The following is a 22,856-nucleotide window of genomic DNA, read 5'->3' as shown; positions in this document are numbered from 1 at the left end:
ATTTTACCTTCCTTTGATTTGCTCATTAGGCTTGATTTTAGATCAAAACGTTTTCCCACAGCCATAATACCCCACCCCTAGCCCCGCAAGCGAGGAGGGGAACTGGATTTATCAATTAAGTTCTTTCTCGTTGCTGAAAACTCCCTTTGGGTAAGGATGTGTGTACAGTAAAGAAAGAGGTTCGACTATATTCAAAACGGCTAGAAACTTAACTTTTTTATAATACAAAAACCTGGTTTTAAGCCTCTCCCCGTTGCGGGGAGAGGTTTGGAGAGGGGTTCCATATTTGGTTGAACTATGAACCCTTTGCAGTATAAGTTGTCGAACTTGCGTTAAACAAAGTCTCTACATTCTTCATTCCCTACTTACGAGCAGATCCGAATGCCAGCCTATTTCTAGATAACAACGAATTGCGAAAATGTTGGATTTTAGTAACAAAATTCGTGATGAAGTTGGTTTGAGGCTGTTTTTTTGGTGCTGCTAGTTGTAACACTATTTCTAGCAACCAAGGGGCAATATTTTGACACCAAACTGCTAAATGAGATTGCCAACCAACTAATATTTCTGATGAATCTTTTTGCAGTCCAATTATTAGGGCTTGGGCTACTTGTTGCGGTGTCATGGGGGTGACTCCACGAAATAGTTTTAAGTCGCGCACCATGTCTGTGTCGGTGAGGGTGGGAAGTAAAGCCACAACGCGGATGTTGTGTTCTGCTAGTTCCCGACGCAAAGCTTGGGTAAATCCTAAAATGGCAAATTTGGTGGCTGAATAGGTGGCCATTGTTGGTGCTGCTACTTTCCCCATCAGACTGGAAACGTTGACAATTGTTCCCTCTTTTTGACTGGCCATGCGTCGCGCTATCAAACTGGTGAGGTTATACATTCCCAACAGGTTGACGGAAAGTTCTTCTTGAACTTGGGGAAGTTTTGTTTGCAGAAATGAGTTCTGGTATGCTACTCCTGCACAGTTGACGAGTAAATGAATCGGTCCGTAACTGCGCCAAAGTTGGGCGATCGCAATATTTACGTTGACTGCTTGGGTTAAGTCTAAGGCGATAATTGTGGTTTCTGTTCCCAATTTTTCGATTTCTTGGGCAACTTCGGCTAATTTTTGGCGATCGCGTGCTACCAAGATCAGCCGCTTTACTCCTTGCTGGGCTAATTCTAATGCGATCGCTTTTCCAATTCCACGGGAAGCCCCTGTGATTAGCGCAACTTTACCTTGAATATTCATCGGTTTTCACCTCCAAATTTTCCGCCTTCCCTTTTCTTTGTTTGCAATCTTTGGGTAAGACGATTTGTGAATGATAATGCTGGTTCTACGAGATTTTGCTGCTACTCATTTGCAATACCCCTCCATTGCTGAAAAAGCAGAAATTTCTCGTTGGTACAATAGTTTCGTCAAAACTGACGTTCATTGGCAGTGTGGATACAGCGCATCGGTTTTACCTCTCTTTGATCCGAGCATTCACCAGTATGTTGCCACTACACACATTAGCAACTAAATCAAGAGATTGCAATCTTTTTTAATAAGAATTTCTTAACAATTCTTTACAAAATTATATATATAGGGGTATTTTAGTTAGATAAGGTTTTATTAATACCACGCGATCCCCGTGTTGATTCCCTGACAATTAGTTGCATGGAATCTGATTTCAATGTTAATTAAACGAAGGTAAACGCGGATAAACGCAGATGGTATTAGATAAATTTATTGATTTGATGATTCTAAACTCAGAACAAATGGGTATAAGAAAGTTTTATTGCTGACTGCTGCTGTCTTTTAAACCTAATAAACTACTAACTAATTTAGGTAAATCACTACAACAGGGATTTGAATATTCATATAATTGCTCACGTTCTATTTGCTTGGCTATTTTCTCAGCGCGTTGAATAGCTGTTTCAGTTAATGATTGTAATGGTTTGGGATAAAGAGATATTGATTTTTCATATTCAGGTATATATTTATTTAGTAATTGAATTAACTTCTCACGGTTTATTTGTGATAAATGGTCTTGAAAATGAATTAAATACCAAAGTTCAAAACAAGGATTTGTAATTGCTAATTTTATTTTTTGGCTGTTAGCTCTATTAATGGCTTTTTGCCAATTATTCCTACTTATTTCAATATGTTCATCTCCATCAAAAACAGCCCAAGCAGTATCATTAGTAGTCCATCTTTTCTCATTTTTCATCTGCTGTCGTTCTTCAATGAGTCTTTCAATGATGTTACCTGGATCGGTTTTACTTTGATGAGGTAATATAATAATTTCTAAAGTTGGTAAACGTAATTCATTGCGGATACTTTTAAAATAAACTGGTTCGGTTTTACTACCTTCACAAGCAATGAGTATTTTTTGAGTAATTTTTCTGCTAGGTTGACGACGTTCTAACTTTCTTGCCATTCCTCATCACCCTGTAATATCATTTCTTCATCTGATGGTAAAAATGGAACTGCTCCAAAGCGTCCATCTAAATAAGCTTTATCAATTGCTAAATCATTGCGAACATGGAAATCAGTTAAAGGATATAATTCTGTACTATGATCTGGGCGTTTTTGGGTAAACCATATTTGGTCACGTCGTAATAAGTTATTTCTTTGTAATGTATTATCATGGCTTGTGAAAATTAGTTGAGCATTGTTAGGATTAGTTTTGGGATTTTGGAAAATCTTGATAATATATTTTACAATATTTGGATGAATATTCGTACCTAATTCATCTACAATTATTAATAAACCTACTCCTAAACTAATTACTATATGAAACGCTAAATGAAACAAGCGTTGTGTTCCTAATGACTCTTCATCTAAAGTCCAGTAAATTTCATCCCCTTCATTGGTGTTATGTACAGCATATATATTATATTCAGAACTATCATCATATCTTTTTCTAATTTCTATTCTAGATATCCCAGTATCAAATTTCTTTACAATCCTTAATGCTTGTAAAAAAACACGATTATTATAATTAGAAATATCTTTCATTAATTCTTTAATGACACTAATTGCCATTTCTTCATTACCTAAATGAATACCAACTATGCGAATATTTAACCACTGTATTAGAGATTTGATTATATTTACTTCTAGTTTGAGTAACGTACTTATAAATAATTCATTTTCTCTAATGCTTTGCTGAAGTTGATTATGTGGACCAGCAAAATCATCGCCAGTTTTCCAGATAAATTTTTTGTTATTTTCATCCCATTGACGATGGAATAAACGCCGAGTTCGCTTTGTTTTATGTAAAGCATAATCTAATTTTTCTGAGATGATACGATTTTGATTAATTTCTACTGAATAAGTATAAATATTATTATCAAATAGAGTTCTTAATTCAAACTTTGTAGGTTTTTGAGCAGAGATACTATCTAATTTAAAAGAATCTAGCTTTGCGTATTTAAAAACTTTATGTATTCCTATTGCTTGCGTTTCTTGTATACCACGAGACATTATTATTAATAAATAATCTAAAGCTTGAATAACATTACTTTTACCTGAAGCGTTAGCTCCAAAAATTGCTAAAACAGGTAAAATCTCCATATCCCAACCTTCAACATAATACCCAGATGCAATTTCATGATCTGATTTTATCCCTTTGCGTTTACTGCTTTCGCTGGTTTTACGACGACTGGGTTTTTGAGCGATCGCACTTAGGGTAACAGGTTCTTTAATTGAACGGTAGTTTTCCACTGTAAAATCTAAAAGCATAATTTAAGCCACAAGACGCAATTTTTTGTGATTTCTTCACATAAATCCTATCGTAATTCCTAAAAAATCTCCACTTTCAGCACAACTTTTTATATTAACTTACACCTACTGCGGACTATTACCATCAAATAATTACACTTTGTTACACACAACCAACTATTACACAAGTATTAGCTTCAAAATAGAAATATACAAAACACCACAAACACAGGTATCAAAATATGGTACGTTTAAAACCCTGGCAATGGATCATTTTAGTCTCACCAATAGCGATAATTATCACCTTCCTACTCATATCCGCAGGAACACAAATTCACGCTTGGGGATTAAGTTGGATATGGGCTGTTTTTACTGTTATCTTTGTAGGTTGGCGTTGGTTGTTAGTAAAATGGACTAAACCCGCAGTAAATCAAATTGAAGCTGTTTTTGCCCAAGTACGGGAAGAATTGGAATCTAGCAGCGAAAATCAAATAGATGTTTCCACAGGAAAAGACAAAACCCAGCAAATAGAAACCGCATTACAGAAAGTTATCAATGATGCTCAAAATGATCGTCCAATTTGGGAAGATTTGCAAATTTTTTGGCAAAGATGTCAAGATTTAGTAGTAGCGATCGCTCACATTTATAATCCTGAAGTAAAATATCCCCTTCTTAATATTTACATTCCCCAAGTCTATGGATTGATTCGCGGAACAGTCGATGATATGAATAAATGGATGCAGAAATTATCCCCTGTTCTTAATCAAGTTACCGTCGGACAAGCTTATCAAGCTTACGAAGTTTACCGTAAATTAGAACCCTCTGCTCGTAAATTTTGGCGCGTTTGGAATTGGGCGCAATGGTTCTTAAATCCTGTTGCGGCTGTGGCTAAAAAAGCTAGTGAAGGTGTGAATAATCGTGCTTCTCAAGAATTACTCATAAACTTAAGTCAAGTATTAAGAGAAGCAGTTTTACGGAACTTATGCAAACAAGCGATCGCTCTTTACGCAGGGACAAAAATTGAATTACCTACCCCCACCCTACCCCAACCAAAAACCCAAACCCTACGCGACATTCTTACCCAAGCAGAACCACTAGAAAAAGTAGCACAAAAGCCAGTTAATCTTCTCATTGTCGGACGTACAAGTGCAGGTAAAAGTAGTTTAATTAATACACTTTTTCAAAGTGAACTTGCTGCGGTTGATGTTTTACCTAGCACAGATAAAATTAAAACCTATCATTGGCAAACAGACACCGGAGAAACTCTCAATCTCTGTGATACTCCCGGTTATGAACAAGTAAAACGTGATGATTTGCGAGATTTAGTGATTGATTATGCTACAAAAGCAGATTTATTATTATTAGTTACTCCCGCACTTGATCCCGCTTTACAAATGGATGTAGACTTTCTCCAAGATATAAAAGCAGAAGTCGCAGATTTACCCATCATTACCATTGTTACCCAAGTTGATAAACTCCGTCCTATTCGCGAATGGCAACCTCCTTATAATTGGAAAATGGGAAATAAACCCAAAGAAATTTCTATCCGAGAAGCGACAGAATATAGAAATCAAATGTTAGGAGAATTTGCAAATTTAGTTTTACCAATCGTTACCAATGACGTAAAAACTGGACGTAATTCTTGGAATGTAGCCGAATTATCTTTAGGATTATTATCAGCAATAGATCCGGCTAAACAATTACGTCTTACTCGCTTTTTACGCAACCTAGAAACCCGCATTACCGAATCTGCGAAAATTATTGATCATTATACATTTCAAATGGCAACAACCCAAGGACTTACCGCACTTTTGAAAAGTCCAGTTTTGCAATTTGTTTCTACTTTATCAACAGGTTCACCAACCCTTGCTTATCTATTAGCAGAACAAATTCCTGTAGAACAATTACCCATAGTTATTGGTAAATTGCAAATGGCTTATGAACTGTTCCCATTGTTAAATACAGATAATTCTAAATCACGCCATTTTGATTTACTATCTCTTTGGCCTTTGTTGTTAGAAAATCCTGGTACACCAGACCGCAATGCTTGGGCTTTTGGTCATGCTTTAATAGAATATTGGACTCAGAATTTAACCATTGAACAACTGCGGGAAAGATTTGATTATTACATCAGGAGTCAGGAGTAAGCTTTTATCTCGTTTTATCTCGTTCCCAGTCTCTGACTGGGAATGCTATCATAGAGTCTCTGAAGGCAGAGCCTTCTAAAATTCATTCCCATACAGAGTATGGGAACGAGAAATACAAAGTATGGAAACGAGAAAAGAATTACAGAAAAATAATTAAAATATAAAATCTAAAGCTTGCTTGATGATCAATTCTTGGTCTATCATATTTTTTAAAGTTAATCCATTATAAATTCCGCCAAAGGCTTCTAATGCCGCATTATCTAATGCTCGATCATAAGCTTCTAACAAAATCTCCTCTAGCTCTTCTTTATGCAAATAATAACCTCCAGATTTTCGGCGCTTGTTAACTCGAATAATTGCATCCGTAGCATTACGAATAGAAACATCCTAGAAATTGGTTGTGCGTTTTTCTGAATGTTGTTTAATTAAGTGAACTAACAAAATGACACAATAACTATAAATTTTATTAATTTTATCTTCTTTGCTCATTTCCTCTAATTCATCTATTAAATTTAGGGCAGCTTCTAAGTTGCCAGTAATCACTAATTCTCTGAGTTCTAATAATTCTTCCATAATTCACTGTGGCGTTGTTAATAAAATTAATAACTGCTCTCTTTTTACTCTGAAAGAAAGCAGTTTTCCCAAATACAAAAAGTGCCAAATTTAAGAATCTACACATCTTCCGGTTCAAGTTGTGCTACTGTCACTGCATTAAACGCAAAAGCAAAAACTAAAGGCATCGGACACTTTAAAGCAAAGGTATAAATAACTGATAAAATGGTAATAACTACCGCCGCTATTGACCAGTATAGCTCCTGATTTGTTAAACCATTCTGTTCTTTAATTACTCTCAAAACATGAACCGGAATTGGTTCTGGCATTACTCCACCAGGAGGAAACGCCCAATAGTTATCACGGCGTTCTACAAATAAATCTGTCCAGCCGTTTTCCATGCACCAAGCTTCGATCCATTCGATAGAGTAATGATTGATCATGAGGATACCAATTCCAGTTGTTAGTTTGAGTAGTTAGTGAATATAGATTTATCGGAGATTCCTGACAAGCTAAGAAATGCTTAGAAGATTAACGCTAATTTCATAATCGTGAAATATACTTTAGCCGTTGATATTGTTCCCCTTAATTAAAAGACTAACAGGCAACAGCGATTGTTTGCAACAAACTACAATAAACTTTACTTGAAATGATTAATATCAATAAATGTAAATTCCAGGGTAAGTAACTGCTAACCTCTTAAGGAATAATTAATTTATCAATCTTTCGATAGAATTTAAAGAATCTTTTCCAGAAGAAAACAAAATTTAATTACAAAATATTAAGCAAAGCAGATGTTCTGATCAAGATAATGAGGTAAACTAAAATACATAAGAAATTACAAATGGTTAAGAAATGATGTATTTGCAGCAGGGGATAGCTTTGCTTTTAGGAGTTATGATCTGGTGTGTGGCATCTCCAGCACTAGCAACAGACTGGACTCATCCCCTATCATTTAGCAACGCGGAGTTAGGAAGACACGATTTTTCAGGACAAAGCTTACAAGCTGCGGAATTTTCTAACGCTAACTTAGAGATGGTTAACTTTGCTGGTGCTGACTTGCGGGGAGCAGTTTTGAGTGCTTCAGTGATGACACAAGCAAATTTACATGGAGCCGATTTAACCAATGCAATGGTTAATGAAGTAAAATTGAACGGGGCTGATTTAAGTGATGCCGTTTTGTTAGAAGCTCTTTTGCTGCGTTCCGTTTTTACTGATGTCAACATCGCAGGTGCAGACTTTAGTGATGCAATTTTAGATAGAGCGCAAATTAAAGAGCTATGTCAAAAAGCCAGTGGAGTAAATTCTAAAACTGGCGTTACAACTCGTGAGTCGTTAGGATGTCGATAAAGCGTATTGGTATAATTGGTGGTGGACAACTGGCCTGGATGATGGGGGATGCGTCCACAAAATTAGGAGTGGAATTAATAGTACAAACTCCTAGTAAGAATGATCCCGCTGTATCTATTGCTGAAGATACCGTTTTTGCCCCAGTTGATGACGCAGCAGCAACGGAAATTTTAGCTAAAAAATGCGATGTCATCACTTTTGAAAATGAGTTTGTTAACTTAGATGCTTTATCTTTGTTAGAGAACCAAGGCGTTTGTTTTCGTCCTAGATTAGCAGCTTTATCTCCTTTATTAGACAAATATCATCAACGTTGCTATTTACGAGATTTAAAATTACCAGTTCCCCAGTTTTTCGCTCTAGAAAAATCAGAGGATATTGAATCAAAAATAGAATATTTAGGTTTTCCCATTGTAATCAAAGCCAGACGACATGGTTATGATGGACAGGGAACTTTTATTATTCATGATTTAGCTACTTTGTCAACAGTAGTAAATCAAAGTGCTACACAATTTTTAGCAGAAGAATTTGTACCTTTTACCAGAGAATTAGCTATAATTGCAGCGCGTTCTGTGAATGGGGAAATTGTCACTTATCCAGTGGTAGAAACCCAACAAGAACAACAAGTTTGTCGGAGAGTAATTGCACCAGCGGATATTACACCCGAACAAGCAGCAGAAATTGATGCGATCGCCCATACAATATTAAATAGTCTACAAGCTGTTGGCGTTTTTGGCATCGAGCTATTTATCACCGCTGATGGAAAAATTCTGATCAACGAAATTGCACCCCGAACTCATAACTCTGGGCATTTTTCCTTAGATGCTTGTGAAACTTCTCAATTTGAACAACACCTGAGAGCAGTTGCTGGTTTACCTTTGAACGATACCAGTTTAAATTGTCCTGGTGCAGTCATGGTCAACCTGTTAGGGTATGAAACATCACACAGCGATTATCAAAATCAACGCCAAAAATTAGCAGCTATTCCCCACGCTTACCTGCACTGGTATGGCAAAACATCTCGTCCCGGACGTAAACTAGGACATATGACAGTCTTGTTAGAACAGCAAAACCGAGACGTTATAGAGTCTATCATCCAGACCATAGAATCTATATGGTATCCTGCTGAGGTGACAGGTGATAGTAAAGAGGCAGGGGAGCAGGGGGAAAAGATTTATACTAATGCCCAATGACTAATGACTGACAACTAAAAAATTTTTCACCCCCCACTACACAAATTGTATTTGACAGTTATAATGAATTAGTTGCACTACGACGTTGGTGACTGCCCTCAAGTTTTTTGATCTATGTCTTTAAAGAAAAGGGAGCTAAATCGTTCTTGTGGCAGTATACCGGGCTTGTACCCGGAAACTTTAAACGAGCAACACCCGTTCCCACCTGGTTTAACCAGGTCATAAACTTAGGTAAAACGGCGTTGTGGTGAACTTAAAAATTATGCGCTTTCAGATACCCGACTTCTCTAAGAAGTCGGGTATCTTGTATCTTATTTGTATCTTATTATTTCTTTTCTGCTATCCTCAATTTAGCAGAACGAGAACGGGGATTTTCTTTTATTTCCTCCTCTGTAGCAATAATTGGTTTTTTGGTCAACACTCTTAATAATTCTGAATTTCTTAAACCGTGTTTGACTGGCCTATCTTCTAAACTGTGAAAACTAATAATTGCAATTCTTCCCCCAGAAACTAGCGCGTTAGGTGCTTTTTCTATCAATGTTTCCAACACCTTTAACTCATCATTAACTGCTATTCGCAAAGCTTGAAAAACACGAGTTGCTGGGTGTATTCTTCCATAACGATATTTAGGAGGAACAGAATAAGCGATCGCATCTGCTAATTCTGTGGTAATTTGAAATGGACGCTTTTCTACAATTCTTCTCGCTATTCGTCGTGAAAGTCTTTCTTCACCATATTTAAAAAATATATCCGCTAATTCTTGTTCATCCCACTCATTAATAATATCAGCAGCAGTAAGAGACTGTTGCTGGTTCATTCGCATATCTAAATTAGCGGTATTTCTAAAACTAAAACCTCTTTCTGGGTTATCTAAATGATAAGAACTCACCCCCAAATCAGCTAAAATACCATCATAAGTATTTGCGGGAAACTGATAATTAGCAAAATTGCTATGAATAAACTTTACCCTATCCCCAAACTCAGCTAAATTTTGCTTTGCTGCGTTTAAAGCATCTTCATCTTGGTCAACAGCAGTTACTTTTACATCTTCAGCAGTTTCTAATATTAACCGACTATGACCACCACCACCAACGGTTAAATCTAAATAATTTCCACTTGGTTGAATATTTAAACCTGTAATAACTTCCTGACTCAGAACAGGAATATGGGAAAATGTAACTTCTTCTAAATCTAATGGGGTTTGTAAATCTGATTTGCTCATTAAGTTATTGATAATAAAAATTAAGCATTTTTTATTCTTGTTGACATGGATTATCTATAGGTGGATGCCAACCTGCTGTTAACCAAAGTTGACGAGGATTGAGAATAAACCCATCATCATGATTTTGACATTAAAATCAAAACAATTACAAGTTGCACGACCTATAGGAGTTGTTCCAATAATATTTAACCCATTTTTTGTCCATATAAAATGTTCTGACCACTTTTGATTTCTAGGATTAAATAACGGAACTTCTGCTTGTGTTTCTGTATCAATCCCAGTTCTAAAATTATACCGTCTTTGATTACAACGATGACAAGCTAAAGCTAAATTATTGAGGTCATCTGATCCTCCTAAAGATTGGGGAATAATATGATCAATGGTAAATTGTGTCGCATTTGAGCGTTCTGGTGAGTGACAATATTCACACAAATATTTTGCCCTTTTACGGACATTTAACCGAATATAATTATTAATAACCACAATTAAGAAGCAAGTTTAGCGTTGATAAAACTGAAGATTTTTTCTAATTCCAATAAACCAGCTAATTCTGCTTGTTCATCTGGATTGAGTAAATTTTCTTTATTCTTTTCTAAGAGTTCCTCTAACCGAATCTGTAAATCTTCTGTAAAAGAAAAAGGACGAAATTGATCTGCAAGATTCAGGTTTATTCCATTGGGTAGCCAAGATGATGGTTGTTTCATTAATTCTTTCATAGATATTTCATCCCTCTTTCATGTTCTTAGTCCGCGTAGCAGCGAATTATATTTATTCGCTATGACTTTTTGATAGATAATCTCATTCTAACGGAAAACCCCCATATTCTTCAATGATGTTATCAATATCTTTCATGATCTTTACAGTCTCCGATATGATAGAAATAATATTTTGATAATGGCTAATATCATCAAAATTTAACTCTCTCCCTTTTCTATCTTTCAGCCATTTTTGACAAACTTGATAACCACCTATATAAAAATTCCATATTTGTGGAGTAACTTGATCGAAATACTGTTCAGAGTTTATCCAAACTTGTTGATCATTTTCATTATATTTAACTTGTTCCACAACATTAGAACCAGCAAGAGGATAAGTAGAAATTTCTAATCCGGTTTCTTTCATTAGATGTAATTTTACTAATTTATCTCCTTTTTCGACTAACTCCCAAAAAAGCACAGAATTGTAAGTTAAAGGAACACGGGGAAAATCAATCTTCAAAAATTCAGCGTAGCGTTGACGGTAAGCAGGAGAATGAAAGACAGCGTAAATGTAATTTAAAATATCCTCTGGTCCAAAGGTTTTAGATTTATTACCTTTTCCATCAAAAATAAATTCTAAACCTAATTTTTGGGAAAGTTTTGTAATAAATTCTGGTGATAAATTTGGTCTACGTCCTCCTGGTGCGTTAGTGGGTTGGTGGTCAAATAAAGTTGGGGTATCGGTTGGATAAATATAAAGAGGGAAAGTATTAACACCACCTCTTCTAAAAATATTAGTATCCATTACATTTTCAAATGCAATAATTAAAGACCATAATGGGTCATTTACAGCAATTCCCTGACGACCTACGCCTAACCCCACATTTTCATGATTAATCATGTGACGCATTACACTATATCCTGCACCACCACGTTTGATTTGAATGAGATTTATTTGATATAAAAGCCATCTTTTATCAAAAGCTCTGTAAAGATAGGGAATAATATTATCTTTCCAGTTAACTGATCTAATTTTCGCTCTCTCTCGACTTGTATTCCAATAATCATCATTACTCAATTGATATTTTTGATTGATTTCTTCATCTGAGTATTTATATTGAGCTAAATCTTCTATTCTTTTTATTAAACTTGAATTATCAATATCAACTAATAATTTATCTCTATTTGTTTTCACTCCAGTTAGATTGATGGGTAAAACTTCAGTTATTTTCCAGCATTGCTCATATTCTGGCAACAACTTTGTATTTTGAAAATTGAATAAATAAAAGGGCGAAAGTGGCTCTAATTGTTTCCAGTTTGTTAAACTAATATCATTCTCAGCTAACCAATGATATTTACCCCCAACTAATTCTTTATTATCATAAACCTCCCTCATACCCCATAAATCAGCATGATAAACCGTTGCTAATTTTTGCTTACTATTTTCATATTTAATAAAAATACTGATTGCTACACCTTGCTGAATATCAAAAACATTTTTATCCTGTGAACCATCAGGACAAACTTCTTTTTTCTTACTATTACCATGTAAATCTAAAACATAAATCTCATCAAAAGTTTGCATCAAACTTTGACGCATACCTCGAAAAGTGGGATTATCTAAATAACCATGATTTGTAATTAAAGCCACAATCCCATAACCAGTTTCTGAAACTCGATGTTGAGCAAAACGAATAAACTTTACATAATCATCTAATAAACTTTGCGAATTATATTCTTTGAGTGGTTTACCATCAATTTGATAATAATCTCTTATTAATTTCACAATCCAAGGATCGGTATTTTCTGAAACCGCAGAATAAGGAGGATTTCCTACAACCACCATTACAGGAACATCTTGTTTTACATCTTTTGCTGCTTCTGCTTCATCTCTAATTCTGTGCATAAAACCATCAGCAGCAGGAATCTGAAAAGCTTCTTGTAATGTATTAGTTAAATAAATCCTTAACCGTTCATCAGAACTAAAATCATAACCCAACTCTTGCAACTGTAAACCTAATTTCATATGTGCTACAGTATAAGGTGCCATCAACAATTCAAAACCAAATAATCGGGGTAATAAATGTTGACTAACATAACTTGACCACATCCCCTTTTGAGATTTAAATTTATCATAAATAAAATCAATCACACTGTGCATAAAAGTTCCCGTACCCACCGCAGGATCTAAAATCAAAACTTGATGAGTTTCTATAGTTCCCTCACCTTTGGGATTAGGGACTTTAATTTTTTTAGAAGCTGCTAAACCTTTACTAATATTAAACTTATGTTTGAGAATATAATCCACACTTTTAACAATATAATCAACCACAGGTTCAGGAGTATAATAAACACCTCTTGATTCTCGCATTTTGGGATCATATTCAGCCAAAAATGTCTCATAAAAATGGACAACAGGATCTTCTCTGCGGGTAGGTTTACCAAAATCTTTGAGAATTTCTGTCATTTCCGTTTGTTGCAGAATATTCGCTAAATTATCCACAGCCCAACTAATTCTTTCATCTAAATCAGGTCCTGCTATTTGTCCAAAAATACTCCTTAAAAATGGGTTAGTCTTAGGTAATTTAAAAGCTGCTGTTTCCCGCGAAAAAGTATGAAGATTATCAGTATTACATCGCGCTGCAAATAACCCATAACAAATAGTTTGGGCGTACATATCCGCAAATTGTTCGACTGTCAAATCTTTAATTAATACTCGTTGAAATGACTCTAACTGCTGACGTAACATTCCCCCTTTATCTACATCATTTAACGCCGTTTTAATTGCATCTCTCATTAATTGTGCTAAACTAGCCATGCGTTTCGCTAAATCCTTTGGTGTTGTAACTTGGGGAACTTTAGCTAATAAAAATTGCCGTAAAAGTTGGTCAACTTCCTGTATTCCTTCTTTATCAACTTTGATTTTTTTGTTTTTATCAATAGTTCCTAAAGAAGCAGATAATCTTAACTCACCTTGAACATACCAACGAAACTCTAAATAATCAGTTAAAATCAAATTACCCAAAGCCTGAAAATAACGCCCTATTTGTGCAGTTTTTTCCACCTTCTTGAGAGAAACCCCAATATCTTTAGCCTCAATATGTCCAACTTCTAAAACACCATTTTTTACCACAAAATCAGGCGCACCACAAGCAATTCTTTTCGGTTCATTAATCGCTTGAATTCCAGAATCTACAGACTCAATTAACTTCTGCAAAGCTGGACGATAACTATGCTCAGTAGCATTTTGACTTTGATAAACTTGATTAACTTCTTGAAAATAAACTTGCAAATAATTCATAAATTAAATTACAACTATAAAAAACTCTGCTGCTCTTACTCTGCGCCTCTGCGTCTCTGCGTGAGATATATAAATTAATTAGCCCAACGATAAATTAAACATATATTAATCCCAGCAAAATTACCCAAACCTTCATAAAACTTAGATTCAATCAACACCACCCATGAAATATTGCACCCACTACTACCCCAAAGAGAGATGAAAAAAATCCAGAGTCTCAATTCCTTAAATTGCCCGATCCCTATAATAATTGAAGAAGCTGGACAAAATAAAACATCAAGTACAACTCCAACCCTGCTATCCTGACAAGCTGAAATTTAGCAGATGCGATTTACTGCATCTGGTTAGCATCTTGGCGGTTCAATACAAATTGTTGACAACGGGAGAACACCACATCTATGAGTAGAATAGAAACCCGCACTGAACCAATGGTGCTAAATATGGGTCCTCACCACCCTTCAATGCACGGGGTTCTGCGGCTAATTATGACATTGGATGGCGAGGATGTCGTTGACTGTGAACCAGTCATAGGCTATCTGCACCGAGGAATGGAGAAAATCGCCGAAAATCGTACCACAATCATGTATGTCCCCTACGTCAGCCGTTGGGACTACGCTGCGGGGATGTTTAACGAAGCGGTTACAGTCAACGCACCTGAAAAACTAGCAGGTGTCGCCGTTCCCAAACGCGCCAGCTACATCCGCGTCATCATGTTGGAACTCAACCGCATCGCTAACCACCTACTATGGTTTGGTCCCTTCCTTGCGGACGTTGGCGCACAAACTCCCTTCTTCTACCAATTCCGGGAACGGGAAATGATTTATGACTTGTGGGAAGCGGCCACAGGTTATCGGATGGTAAATAACAACTACTTCCGTGTGGGTGGTGTAGCTGCTGATTTACCTTATGGTTGGGTAGATAAGTGTTTAGACTTCTGTGACTACTTTTTACCCAAGGTTGATGAATACGAACGCTTAGTCACAAATAACCCTATCTTCCGTCGCCGTATTGAAGGTATTGGTACAATTACCCGTGAAGAAGCTATTAACTGGGGGCTTTCTGGTCCAATGTTACGCGGTTCTGGCGTGAAGTGGGACTTGCGGAAAGTTGACCACTACGAATGTTATGATGATTTTGACTGGGATATACAGTGGGAAAGCGCCGGCGATTGTCTCGCCCGTTACATGGTACGGATGCGGGAAATGCGCGAATCCGTGAAAATCATTAAACAAGCCATTCAAGGTTTACCTGGTGGACCATACGAAAACCTGGAAGCCAAGCGGTTAATGGCTGGGAAAAAATCAGAATGGGATGCTTTTGATTATCAGTACATTGGTAAGAAAGTTTCACCTACCTTTAAGATTCCTAAAGGTGAAATTTATGCCCGTGTTGAAAGCGGTAAAGGTGAACTGGGAATTTATCTGGTTGGTGATAACAATGTCTTCCCCTGGCGTTGGAAAATTCGCCCCGCAGACTTCAATAACCTGCAAATTCTGCCTGGTTTGTTACGAGGTATGAAGGTGGCAGATGTTGTGGTGATTCTGGGCAGTATTGACGTAATTATGGGTTCTGTTGATAGATAAGCCTGATTATTACGCCCTGTTGGTTTATATATAGACGTGTTCAGTCGCGTCTCTATATTTTATTTATATCCGATCCCCGGCTCCTTAGAGAAGTCGGGGATCTTTTTATATTCTGCTTGAAAGTTTATATAGGGCTTGCTGATAGCGTGGCGTAAGCCATGCGGACAAATTTTCCCATAGTCAGAGGAAAAATGCGGACTTTTGGGACTCCCCCAGTCAAAAACCTTGCACTTTTTGAAACTAAAAAAGGATAACAGCTTTATCTGGTATTCCTTTTAGATTTCTTCAGCAAGCCCTAAGTAGGTAGGCGGGAAAATTTCAAGGTATGTCATTGCGAACGGAGCGTAGCGGAGTGAAGCAACCGCAAGGGTTTTGATGATTTTACATTTTGTTACATAGTTAGGTTTATTTGTGCCTACCTACTTATATAAAGTTATTTTACATTTTATCAAGTAAAATTTATCTGTTTAAATTAAAATTAACTTTTGAACAGAATTATTTTAGAAGTTTAATTATGATGTGCAATTTTTCCCTAAGCAACAGAATTTCGCATGATAAAAATTCTTTAATCACAAGATAATGATTTTCGCCAAAATGTCTGATAAGTTATGATATAAATCACCAAAATTTTGATGTAGCTTTTACCTGAAACCTGTGCAAATTCATTCTCAAACTCAATGTGAACGTATTCAAAATCAACATCACAATCAACCACCTATTGAACAGGGGTTACAAATTCTACTCAACCGTCTGGTGAACAAGATGGGTCGAGATAAGTTAATCCGAAAAACCATATATCAAATTAGAGAAACACTACAGGTTGACCGCGTAGTTATTTATTACTTCTACGAGCAATGGCACGGTCAAGTAACTTTTGAATCTTTAAGTTCACAGAAATTATCCATCTTGGGTTCAACAGGGGCAGATAATTGCTTTAATAATGAGTATGCGGCATTGTATTTAGCAGGAAGGGTAAAAGCGATCGCTGATACTGAATTAGAACCCATCCATGCTTGTCATCGAGATTTCCTCCGCAGTATCCAAGCGCGTGCTAATTTAGTCGTACCAATTATCATCCCCAGAGGTTTATGGGGACTACTAATAGCGCACCAATGCCAAAACCCTCGTGTATGGTCACAAGCAGATATTGAAATCATGAAAACCGGATCGCAAACCCTAGCAACAGACTCTAATATTTTAGGTAGTTAAGCTAGAGAGTTAAGCTTTGAATATCTTATGGATTCTAACCCCGCACTCTGTACAGCTATAGCCAGTCGTATAGCCACAAGTTTCCAAAAGCGCATTACCTTTGCCGAATACATGGACATGGTGCTATATCACCCAGAACAGGGCTATTATGCCAGCGATGCTGTGAAAATTGGGTTTCGGGGCAGCGATTTTTTTACCTCTGTCAGTTTAGGGACCGATTTTGGTGAACTACTAGCAGCACAATTTTTGCAGATGTGGGAAATTTTAGGGCAACCAAAGCCTTTTCATCTCGTAGAAATGGGAGCAGGTCAAGGTATTTTGGCATCTCATATTCTCAACTACCTAAAACTACACCATCCAGATTTTTTTGCTGCCCTAGAATATATTATTGTTGAAAAGTCCTCAACCTTAAAACAAGAACAACAACAGCGTTTACAGGAGTTTGCTGTCAGTTGGTGTAATTTGCCGGAAATAGCCCCAAACTCCATCACAGGCTGTTTTTTTTCTAATGAGTTAGTAGATGCCTTTCCCGTGCATCAGTTCACCTTAGAAGCGGGAAAATTGCAGGAAATTTATGTAACTACAACCCAGAACCTCACCCCCCAACCCCCTTCCCTAGTAGGGGAGAGGTCAAATATCGAATTTATAGAAGTAGTGGCGGAACTATCTACACCGCAGTTAGCAGAATACTTGGAATTAGTGGGAATCGATATAAGCCAAAGTGCCTATGATGACGGTTATCGCAGTGAAATTAATTTAGCTGCTCTTGACTGGTTGGGTATAGTGGCAGACTGCTTGCAACGCGGGTATGTGTTAACAATTGATTATGGCTACCCTGCCAGCCGATATTATCACCCCAGGCGATCGCAAGGAACATTACAGTGCTACTACCATCATCGTCATCATGATAACCCCTACATCAATATTGGGCGACAAGATATCACCGCTCATGTTGACTTCACAGCTTTAGAAGTATGGGGTAAAAGGTACGGCTTAAATCAAGTGGGTTGGACACAACAAGGTTTATTTTTGATGGCATTGGGTTTAGGCAAACGGATTGCAGCCCTTTCCTATCAAGAACAATCTATATCACAGCTACTAAACCGCAGGGAGACATTACACCAATTGATTTCACCGGAAGGATTGGGTAACTTTGGGGTTCTAGTTCAAAGCAAGGGATTGACAGAAACACAAAGCAAGCGATCGCTCCAAGGATTAACCATACCAGAGTAGGGGTGATTGGGGACTGGGGACTGGGGACTGGGTAAAAACTAAATTCTTACTATTGCCTTTTGCCTTTTGCCTCCTGACTCCTGACATTAAAACTATATTTGGTGAATCTTGATATCCGTCTTTATTGGACTAGGATAACAGTGATTACTTTAAAGTTAAAAACCTTGGGAAAGCAATAACTATGACTGCTCATGACCTAATTGTGTTAGTAACTCTACTTAGCCCCGGACTCTTACTTTCAGTTGTGATTATGGCAACTTTTGCCGCAGGCGGCTGATTTATAGGGGTTGGGGACTGGGGACGGATAAGAGAGCAGGGGTGCAGGGGGGAAATATCTTCTTCTCCTAACTCCTGACTTCTGACTCCTGACTCCTGACTTTTGCCTATTCCCTCTTTACTTACGATTTACCAAAGGAAAGTGAAACATGAAGGTGGCATTTCTGGGAACTGGATTGATGGGACTACCGATGGCTCAAAGGTTATTAGCTGCAAATATAGAGCTAATTGCTTACAACCGCACCCCAGAAAAATTAGCACCACTACAAGCAGCAGGGGTAGAAATTGCCACAAAACCGCGTCAAGCAATTCGTTCTGCTGACTGTATAATTCTCATGCTATCCAACGCCGCAGCTATTTATCATGTCTTGCTCACAGATACTTCTTGGCATACTTTATCAGGACGCAGCATCATTCAAATGGGGACCATTACCCCCCTAGAAAGCCAAGAAATCAGAGATGCGGTAGTTGCAGCAGGTGGTGAGTATATAGAAGCGCCTGTACTCGGTAGTATTCCAGAAGCTGAAACTGGCAAATTAATTGTCATGGTAGGTGGTGAAAAAGAACAGTATCAACGCCATGTCAAGTTACTGCAACATTTTGGACAAGATCCTGTATACATAGGTCCTGTAGGCTCTGCATCATCCCTAACTCTAGCACTCAATCAACTCATTGCTTCCCTCACTACTAGCTTTGCGCTGAGTCTAGCTTTTGTCCAGTTGCAAGGCATTGATGTAGACTTATTTATGCGAATCCTGCGCGATAGTAAACTTTATGCGCCTACCTTTGATCAAAACCTGAAACGGATGTTAGATGGCAATTATACCAAGGCCAACTTACCCACCAAACAATTGATCAAAGAAATAGATTTATTTATCTCTGAAGCTAAATCCCTTGGTTTGAATCTCAGCAGTATTGAGGGTGTAAAACACATCTTACAGTCAGCAATGAAAATGTCCTATCCAGAAGATGATTACTCATCTGTTTTCCCCGCTATTCGAGAATGGGGTGAAGCCAGCGGGGAATAGATCAAGTCAAAAGTCAAAAGTCAAAATTAAAAAACTTTTGCCTTTTGCCTCCTGCCTTAAAATGGTATATCGTCTGGATCGGGTTCTGCTTCTGTTACAGGCTGATATGATGGACGTTCAAAAGTTATAGGTTGATAGGTGGGTTCGGGGGTTGTTGGTTGGGGTACGGTACTTGTAACCGTTGTAGCTGGCATTGGTGCTGGTCTGGTTGATTGATATGTCTCTGGGGGACGCTGTGCTGCTGGTGCAACCGTGGCTGCTGGTGGAGGACTCGTCTGCACACCTTGTCCGATACCATGAATTCGTTGCACTGTCAATTCAGCACGTTTTTCTTTAAAACCTTCGGGACGCTCAAAAGTATTCATCCCTAAGCGGCCTTCGATAATTACGCGATCGCCTGGATGATAAGTTTGATGAATTTCTTTCGCCAAATTACCCCAGCCTACCACTTTCAAGGGATGTGAAGGATCATCTGGCCGCAATCCTGAAACATGGACTATCATTTCTGTAACTTCCAACCCGTCTGGTGTATGACGCAGTTGGGGAGCATCATAAATTTCAGCCATTAAAATACAACTGTTCATATATTTTATTTCCTCCTAATCGAATTATTGCCTTTTTGGGCTGACCACCATAATACCAATTTGAAAAATGATTGTGACAAATGGTTCTACAAAACCCGGACACAGAAGGGTATTCTCAATCAAAAATCTAAAATCCAAACTGCTATAACAAAAGTCAAGCGAGAACTATGAACAACTATTAAATAGCTGTTCAGGAACTGCGCCTGACCAGAACGAGCATTTTATTCTGCATGAATAGTACAATTATACCATTAAATCCCAAAACTTGCACTCTAAGTTCGTAGGACTTACGCACGATGGGGCTGAAAACCTGATTCTTGCGTAGCGGTAATTCATATAGCTTGCTTCCCGAAGATATATTACCGCTACTTTCGTTCTGTTTTGCGTAACTCCTGGTTCGGTAGAGCCATTTTTAGTTAACCTCTTCCAATAAATAATACAAAATAGATGAAGAAGAATAATTATCTTCTTTAAATTTCTTCCAACTTAACTTATATACTGGGTCAATTCTACTATCAATTCGTTCTTTAATTTCTGTTGTCAAATGGCGAAGCAACCCATATTGACCCAGCATATCGCCAGTATTGTAATATGGTTTCATTTTTTTATATAGTTCCAAAAGTTCTCTATCTGAATTGATTAAACTGGCAAAAATGAAGTGCAGAATAAAATAGGGATAAACTTTAAAAAATTTCCTGACAAGCCATGAAGACCAAAATCGAGTTGTTTTATACTTGCGATTTAAAAACGACTCCAAAAACTTAGTTCTTTTCTGAGCTATTGTACCACTATGATAAAACTCATTTTCATAATAAAAAGAAACGAACCTTTGAGTCATTTTTACAATGATAGGATTAGACGGTTCAGCCGCAAGAAACCAACTAAAAATCCATCCGTGTCCTCTTGTTTTGTAAATAAAGGCGAAAAAGCCAGCTTGAGTATAATCTCCTAACCAGTTGTCTAAAGGTACTCGACAGAGACTAGTTGCGTCAGCCCAAACACCTCCATATTTTGAGAGTAATTCAAGTCGGAGAAGATCCGATTGGTGATTTTTGGATAATTGGCACAATTTTTCTTTCGGTAAAGAAGGAGTAATATAATCTGTTAGATTGTTTTCATCTAAAAAAATAACCTCCCAGTCAGGGTTATATTTCTGCCAAGATTCGTAGCACTTTTTAACAACCAATGGTGCTTCTGAAAGTCCTTGGTACCATAAAAACCATATTTTTTTCGGTATAGTCATTTCTTTTACCGTGTTTGACGATTATGAGATGTAGGGGTATAGGGAAAAAACCTGCTGATTACTTATGTCCCCTGCCTCCTAACCCCTAACTATCAACTTACGTTACCTACAATTTACCACTACCTGTAGTAACCTGCAATACTAATCGCTCAAACCTGGAATCATATCAAGTCCGGCTAATTAGTGATAATGACTGCTTTCCTCTTACCTATTCCCTGCCCTCACGGATATGATAACTATTCAAACGGACTTGATATCAAGACTTCTTGAAACCAGTATTGTAAAACTTCGCCCAATCCATCGACAAATATTGCCATCTATAGGCAGAATTAAATCTGAACATGAACCGGAAAAACACCCAAGGCAATTAACCGCGCAGGAAGATCCCGTAAAATAGGTAGACGTAACAAAAAAGGCGGCTGAAAAGTTTGATTTTCAGTGAGAATAGGGGCAAATATCTGCTTTTGGATCAAAGTCTGAAATGCTTGAATTATACGTGTAGGTAAATCTCGATGCTGCTGAACTTTTACTAAATCGCTGATTTCGACATGATGATTTTTCAAGGTTTGGCTCAGTAGATTTGCGGCAACAACAGCATCTTGAATTGCATAATTGATACCCACACCACCCACAGGAGACATGACATGGGCGGCATCACCAATAAGTAGCAGTCCCGGACGATACCAGCGTTTAACGCGACTTGACTCAACAGAGAGAAAAGCTATCTGTGACCAATCTTGTAAAGTTCCGATGCGATTATTTAATTCTGGTACTACCTCAACGAGAGAATTTTTTAACTCTGCCAAACCAGCAGCACGTAATTTTTGATAACCACCTTTGGGGATCACATAACCAAGTTGCCATTCTTCTCCCCGATCTAGCATCACCACAATTTTACCAGCACCGAAGCGCCCCATACCTCCTGCAAATTCTTCTGGTTGACGAGGTAAGCGAAACCAGAGGACATCCATAGGTGGTGAAGTTTCAATAGATGTAAAACCACCTAATTGTCTTAATTTGGAATGACGGCCATCTGCACCTACTGTCAGTGTAGCTCTGACTTCATGCCAACCACCCTGTCCACGATAACGTACACCTTGAACTACCCCATTTTCCTCCATTAATTCCTGAACATTTGCACCCATGACTAAATGAAAATTCGGGTATTTTTGGGCTTCTTGGATGATAAATTCCAAAAATCGCACCTGGGGAAGCATCATGATATAGGGATAGCGGGTTTTTAGATGACTAAAATCGGCTAAAGTAACAGTATCTTGGGGAGTTTTTACACTGAGGCGGTGCATTTTCGTGTGGGGTAATTGCAAAATGCGATCGCTCAAATTCAACTCTTCCATTATCTGCATTACCGATGGGTGAATACTATCACCCCGAAAATCCCGGTCAAAATCTTTATGTGCTTCCAGCAACGTTACCGCAATACCTTGACGAGCTAAGAGTAGAGATAATACAACTCCAGCCGGTCCACCACCAACAATACAACAATCGGTAGTTTGTATGTCTACAATATCATGATTATTATTCATAAAAC

The 22,856-nt window shown here is 37.6% G+C and carries 18 protein-coding genes, 1 other RNA gene and 2 pseudogenes; 9 read left to right on the top strand and 12 right to left on the bottom strand.

Translation table 11 applies throughout. The annotated features are described in order from the left end of the window. Positions 1-361: 361 nt before the first annotated feature. A complete protein-coding gene (locus H6G06_RS20400) occupies positions 362-1,234 on the bottom strand; it encodes an SDR family NAD(P)-dependent oxidoreductase (RefSeq protein WP_190563441.1) in 873 nt (290 codons plus the stop codon). Positions 1,235-1,310: 76 nt separating this feature from the next. Here H6G06_RS20400 and H6G06_RS20395 point away from each other — a divergent pair, with 76 nt between their 5' ends. Then, positions 1,311-1,505: a hypothetical protein gene (locus H6G06_RS20395; protein WP_190563439.1), complete on the top strand. Its 195-nt coding sequence runs from the start codon at positions 1,311-1,313 to the stop codon at positions 1,503-1,505. 255 nt (positions 1,506-1,760) lie between these two features. Here the strand turns inward: H6G06_RS20395 and H6G06_RS20390 are convergent, their stop codons facing one another. Then, complete coding sequence (locus H6G06_RS20390) at positions 1,761-2,405, bottom strand: RloB family protein (protein WP_190563437.1); 645 nt, start codon at positions 2,403-2,405, stop codon at positions 1,761-1,763. Next, positions 2,390-3,712, bottom strand: coding sequence for an AAA family ATPase (locus H6G06_RS20385; RefSeq protein WP_190563435.1), 1,323 nt, complete (start codon positions 3,710-3,712; stop codon positions 2,390-2,392). Before H6G06_RS20385 ends, H6G06_RS20390 begins: the two co-directional genes overlap by 16 nt. Positions 3,713-3,933: 221 nt before the next feature. On the opposite strand from H6G06_RS20385, the gene H6G06_RS20380 reads away from it, so the two are divergent. Further along, positions 3,934-5,838 carry a GTPase family protein gene (locus H6G06_RS20380; RefSeq protein ID WP_190563433.1) on the top strand — a complete coding sequence of 635 codons (1,905 nt, stop codon included), beginning with the start codon at positions 3,934-3,936 and terminating at the stop codon, positions 5,836-5,838. Positions 5,839-5,991: 153 nt separating this feature from the next. Here H6G06_RS20380 and H6G06_RS20375 read toward each other — a convergent pair. Continuing rightward, positions 5,992-6,411: pseudogene (locus H6G06_RS20375) on the bottom strand (DUF29 family protein). A 98-nt stretch (positions 6,412-6,509) separates the two neighbouring features. Next, complete coding sequence (locus H6G06_RS20370; RefSeq protein WP_190563432.1) at positions 6,510-6,833, bottom strand: slr1957 family protein; 324 nt, start codon at positions 6,831-6,833, stop codon at positions 6,510-6,512. Between the two features lie 415 nt (positions 6,834-7,248). On the opposite strand from H6G06_RS20370, the gene H6G06_RS20365 reads away from it, so the two are divergent. The 3 genes from H6G06_RS20365 to ssrS all read left to right on the top strand — a co-directional run bounded on the left by H6G06_RS20365 (position 7,249) and on the right by ssrS (position 9,185). Then, positions 7,249-7,740, top strand: coding sequence for a pentapeptide repeat-containing protein (locus H6G06_RS20365; protein WP_190563503.1), 492 nt, complete (start codon positions 7,249-7,251; stop codon positions 7,738-7,740). Next, positions 7,737-8,930 (top strand): 5-(carboxyamino)imidazole ribonucleotide synthase, encoded by a 1,194-nt coding sequence (locus H6G06_RS20360; RefSeq protein ID WP_190563501.1) that lies wholly within the window; start codon positions 7,737-7,739, stop codon positions 8,928-8,930. Before H6G06_RS20365 ends, H6G06_RS20360 begins: the two co-directional genes overlap by 4 nt. A 71-nt stretch (positions 8,931-9,001) precedes the next feature. Beyond that, positions 9,002-9,185: non-coding RNA, 6S RNA (gene ssrS / locus H6G06_RS20355), on the top strand. Between the two features lie 70 nt (positions 9,186-9,255). Here the strand turns inward: ssrS and rsmH are convergent. From rsmH to H6G06_RS20335, 4 genes are all read right to left on the bottom strand, one after another. Then, complete coding sequence (rsmH, locus tag H6G06_RS20350) at positions 9,256-10,152, bottom strand: 16S rRNA (cytosine(1402)-N(4))-methyltransferase RsmH (protein ID WP_190563430.1); 897 nt, start codon at positions 10,150-10,152, stop codon at positions 9,256-9,258. Between the two features lie 78 nt (positions 10,153-10,230). Next, positions 10,231-10,635 (bottom strand): HNH endonuclease, encoded by a 405-nt coding sequence (locus tag H6G06_RS20345; RefSeq protein ID WP_338422967.1) that lies wholly within the window; start codon positions 10,633-10,635, stop codon positions 10,231-10,233. Positions 10,636-10,637: 2 nt separating this feature from the next. Next, complete coding sequence (locus tag H6G06_RS20340) at positions 10,638-10,868, bottom strand: hypothetical protein (protein ID WP_190563428.1); 231 nt, start codon at positions 10,866-10,868, stop codon at positions 10,638-10,640. Positions 10,869-10,950: 82 nt separating this feature from the next. Continuing rightward, a complete protein-coding gene (locus H6G06_RS20335) occupies positions 10,951-14,151 on the bottom strand; it encodes a type ISP restriction/modification enzyme (protein ID WP_190563426.1) in 3,201 nt (1,066 codons plus the stop codon). A 398-nt stretch (positions 14,152-14,549) separates the two neighbouring features. Here H6G06_RS20335 and H6G06_RS20330 point away from each other — a divergent pair, with 398 nt between their 5' ends. From H6G06_RS20330 to H6G06_RS20315, 4 genes are all read left to right on the top strand, one after another. After that, positions 14,550-15,734 carry an NAD(P)H-quinone oxidoreductase subunit H gene (locus H6G06_RS20330; RefSeq protein WP_190563424.1) on the top strand — a complete coding sequence of 395 codons (1,185 nt, stop codon included), beginning with the start codon at positions 14,550-14,552 and terminating at the stop codon, positions 15,732-15,734. Positions 15,735-16,394: 660 nt separating this feature from the next. Then, positions 16,395-16,943, top strand: coding sequence for a GAF domain-containing protein (locus H6G06_RS20325; RefSeq protein ID WP_338422968.1), 549 nt, complete (start codon positions 16,395-16,397; stop codon positions 16,941-16,943). Positions 16,944-16,970: 27 nt separating this feature from the next. Further along, the gene (locus H6G06_RS20320) at positions 16,971-18,176 is read left to right on the top strand and encodes a class I SAM-dependent methyltransferase (RefSeq protein ID WP_190563422.1); all 1,206 of its coding nucleotides are present in this window, start codon (positions 16,971-16,973) and stop codon (positions 18,174-18,176) included. A gap of 425 nt (positions 18,177-18,601) precedes the next feature. Beyond that, on the top strand, positions 18,602-19,480 hold the full coding sequence (locus tag H6G06_RS20315) for an NAD(P)-dependent oxidoreductase (RefSeq protein ID WP_190563420.1): 879 nt from the start codon (positions 18,602-18,604) through the stop codon (positions 19,478-19,480). 56 nt (positions 19,481-19,536) lie between these two features. Here H6G06_RS20315 and H6G06_RS20310 read toward each other — a convergent pair whose 3' ends face one another. The 3 genes and pseudogenes from H6G06_RS20310 to H6G06_RS20300 form a co-directional block, all read right to left on the bottom strand. Next, positions 19,537-20,064 (bottom strand): single-stranded DNA-binding protein, encoded by a 528-nt coding sequence (locus H6G06_RS20310; RefSeq protein ID WP_190563418.1) that lies wholly within the window; start codon positions 20,062-20,064, stop codon positions 19,537-19,539. A gap of 412 nt (positions 20,065-20,476) precedes the next feature. Then, positions 20,477-21,310: pseudogene (locus H6G06_RS20305) on the bottom strand (capsular polysaccharide synthesis protein); the annotation flags it as partial. Positions 21,311-21,636: 326 nt separating this feature from the next. Continuing rightward, the gene (locus H6G06_RS20300) at positions 21,637-22,851 is read right to left on the bottom strand and encodes an FAD-dependent oxidoreductase (protein ID WP_190563414.1); all 1,215 of its coding nucleotides are present in this window, start codon (positions 22,849-22,851) and stop codon (positions 21,637-21,639) included. Between the last annotated feature and the right edge of the window lie 5 nt (positions 22,852-22,856).

Source organism: Anabaena sphaerica FACHB-251 (assembly GCF_014696825.1).
Lineage (GTDB): Bacteria > Cyanobacteriota > Cyanobacteriia > Cyanobacteriales > Nostocaceae > RDYJ01.
Note: the sequence above shows the minus strand (reverse complement) of the source record. Positions and strands in the feature narration are given on the sequence as shown.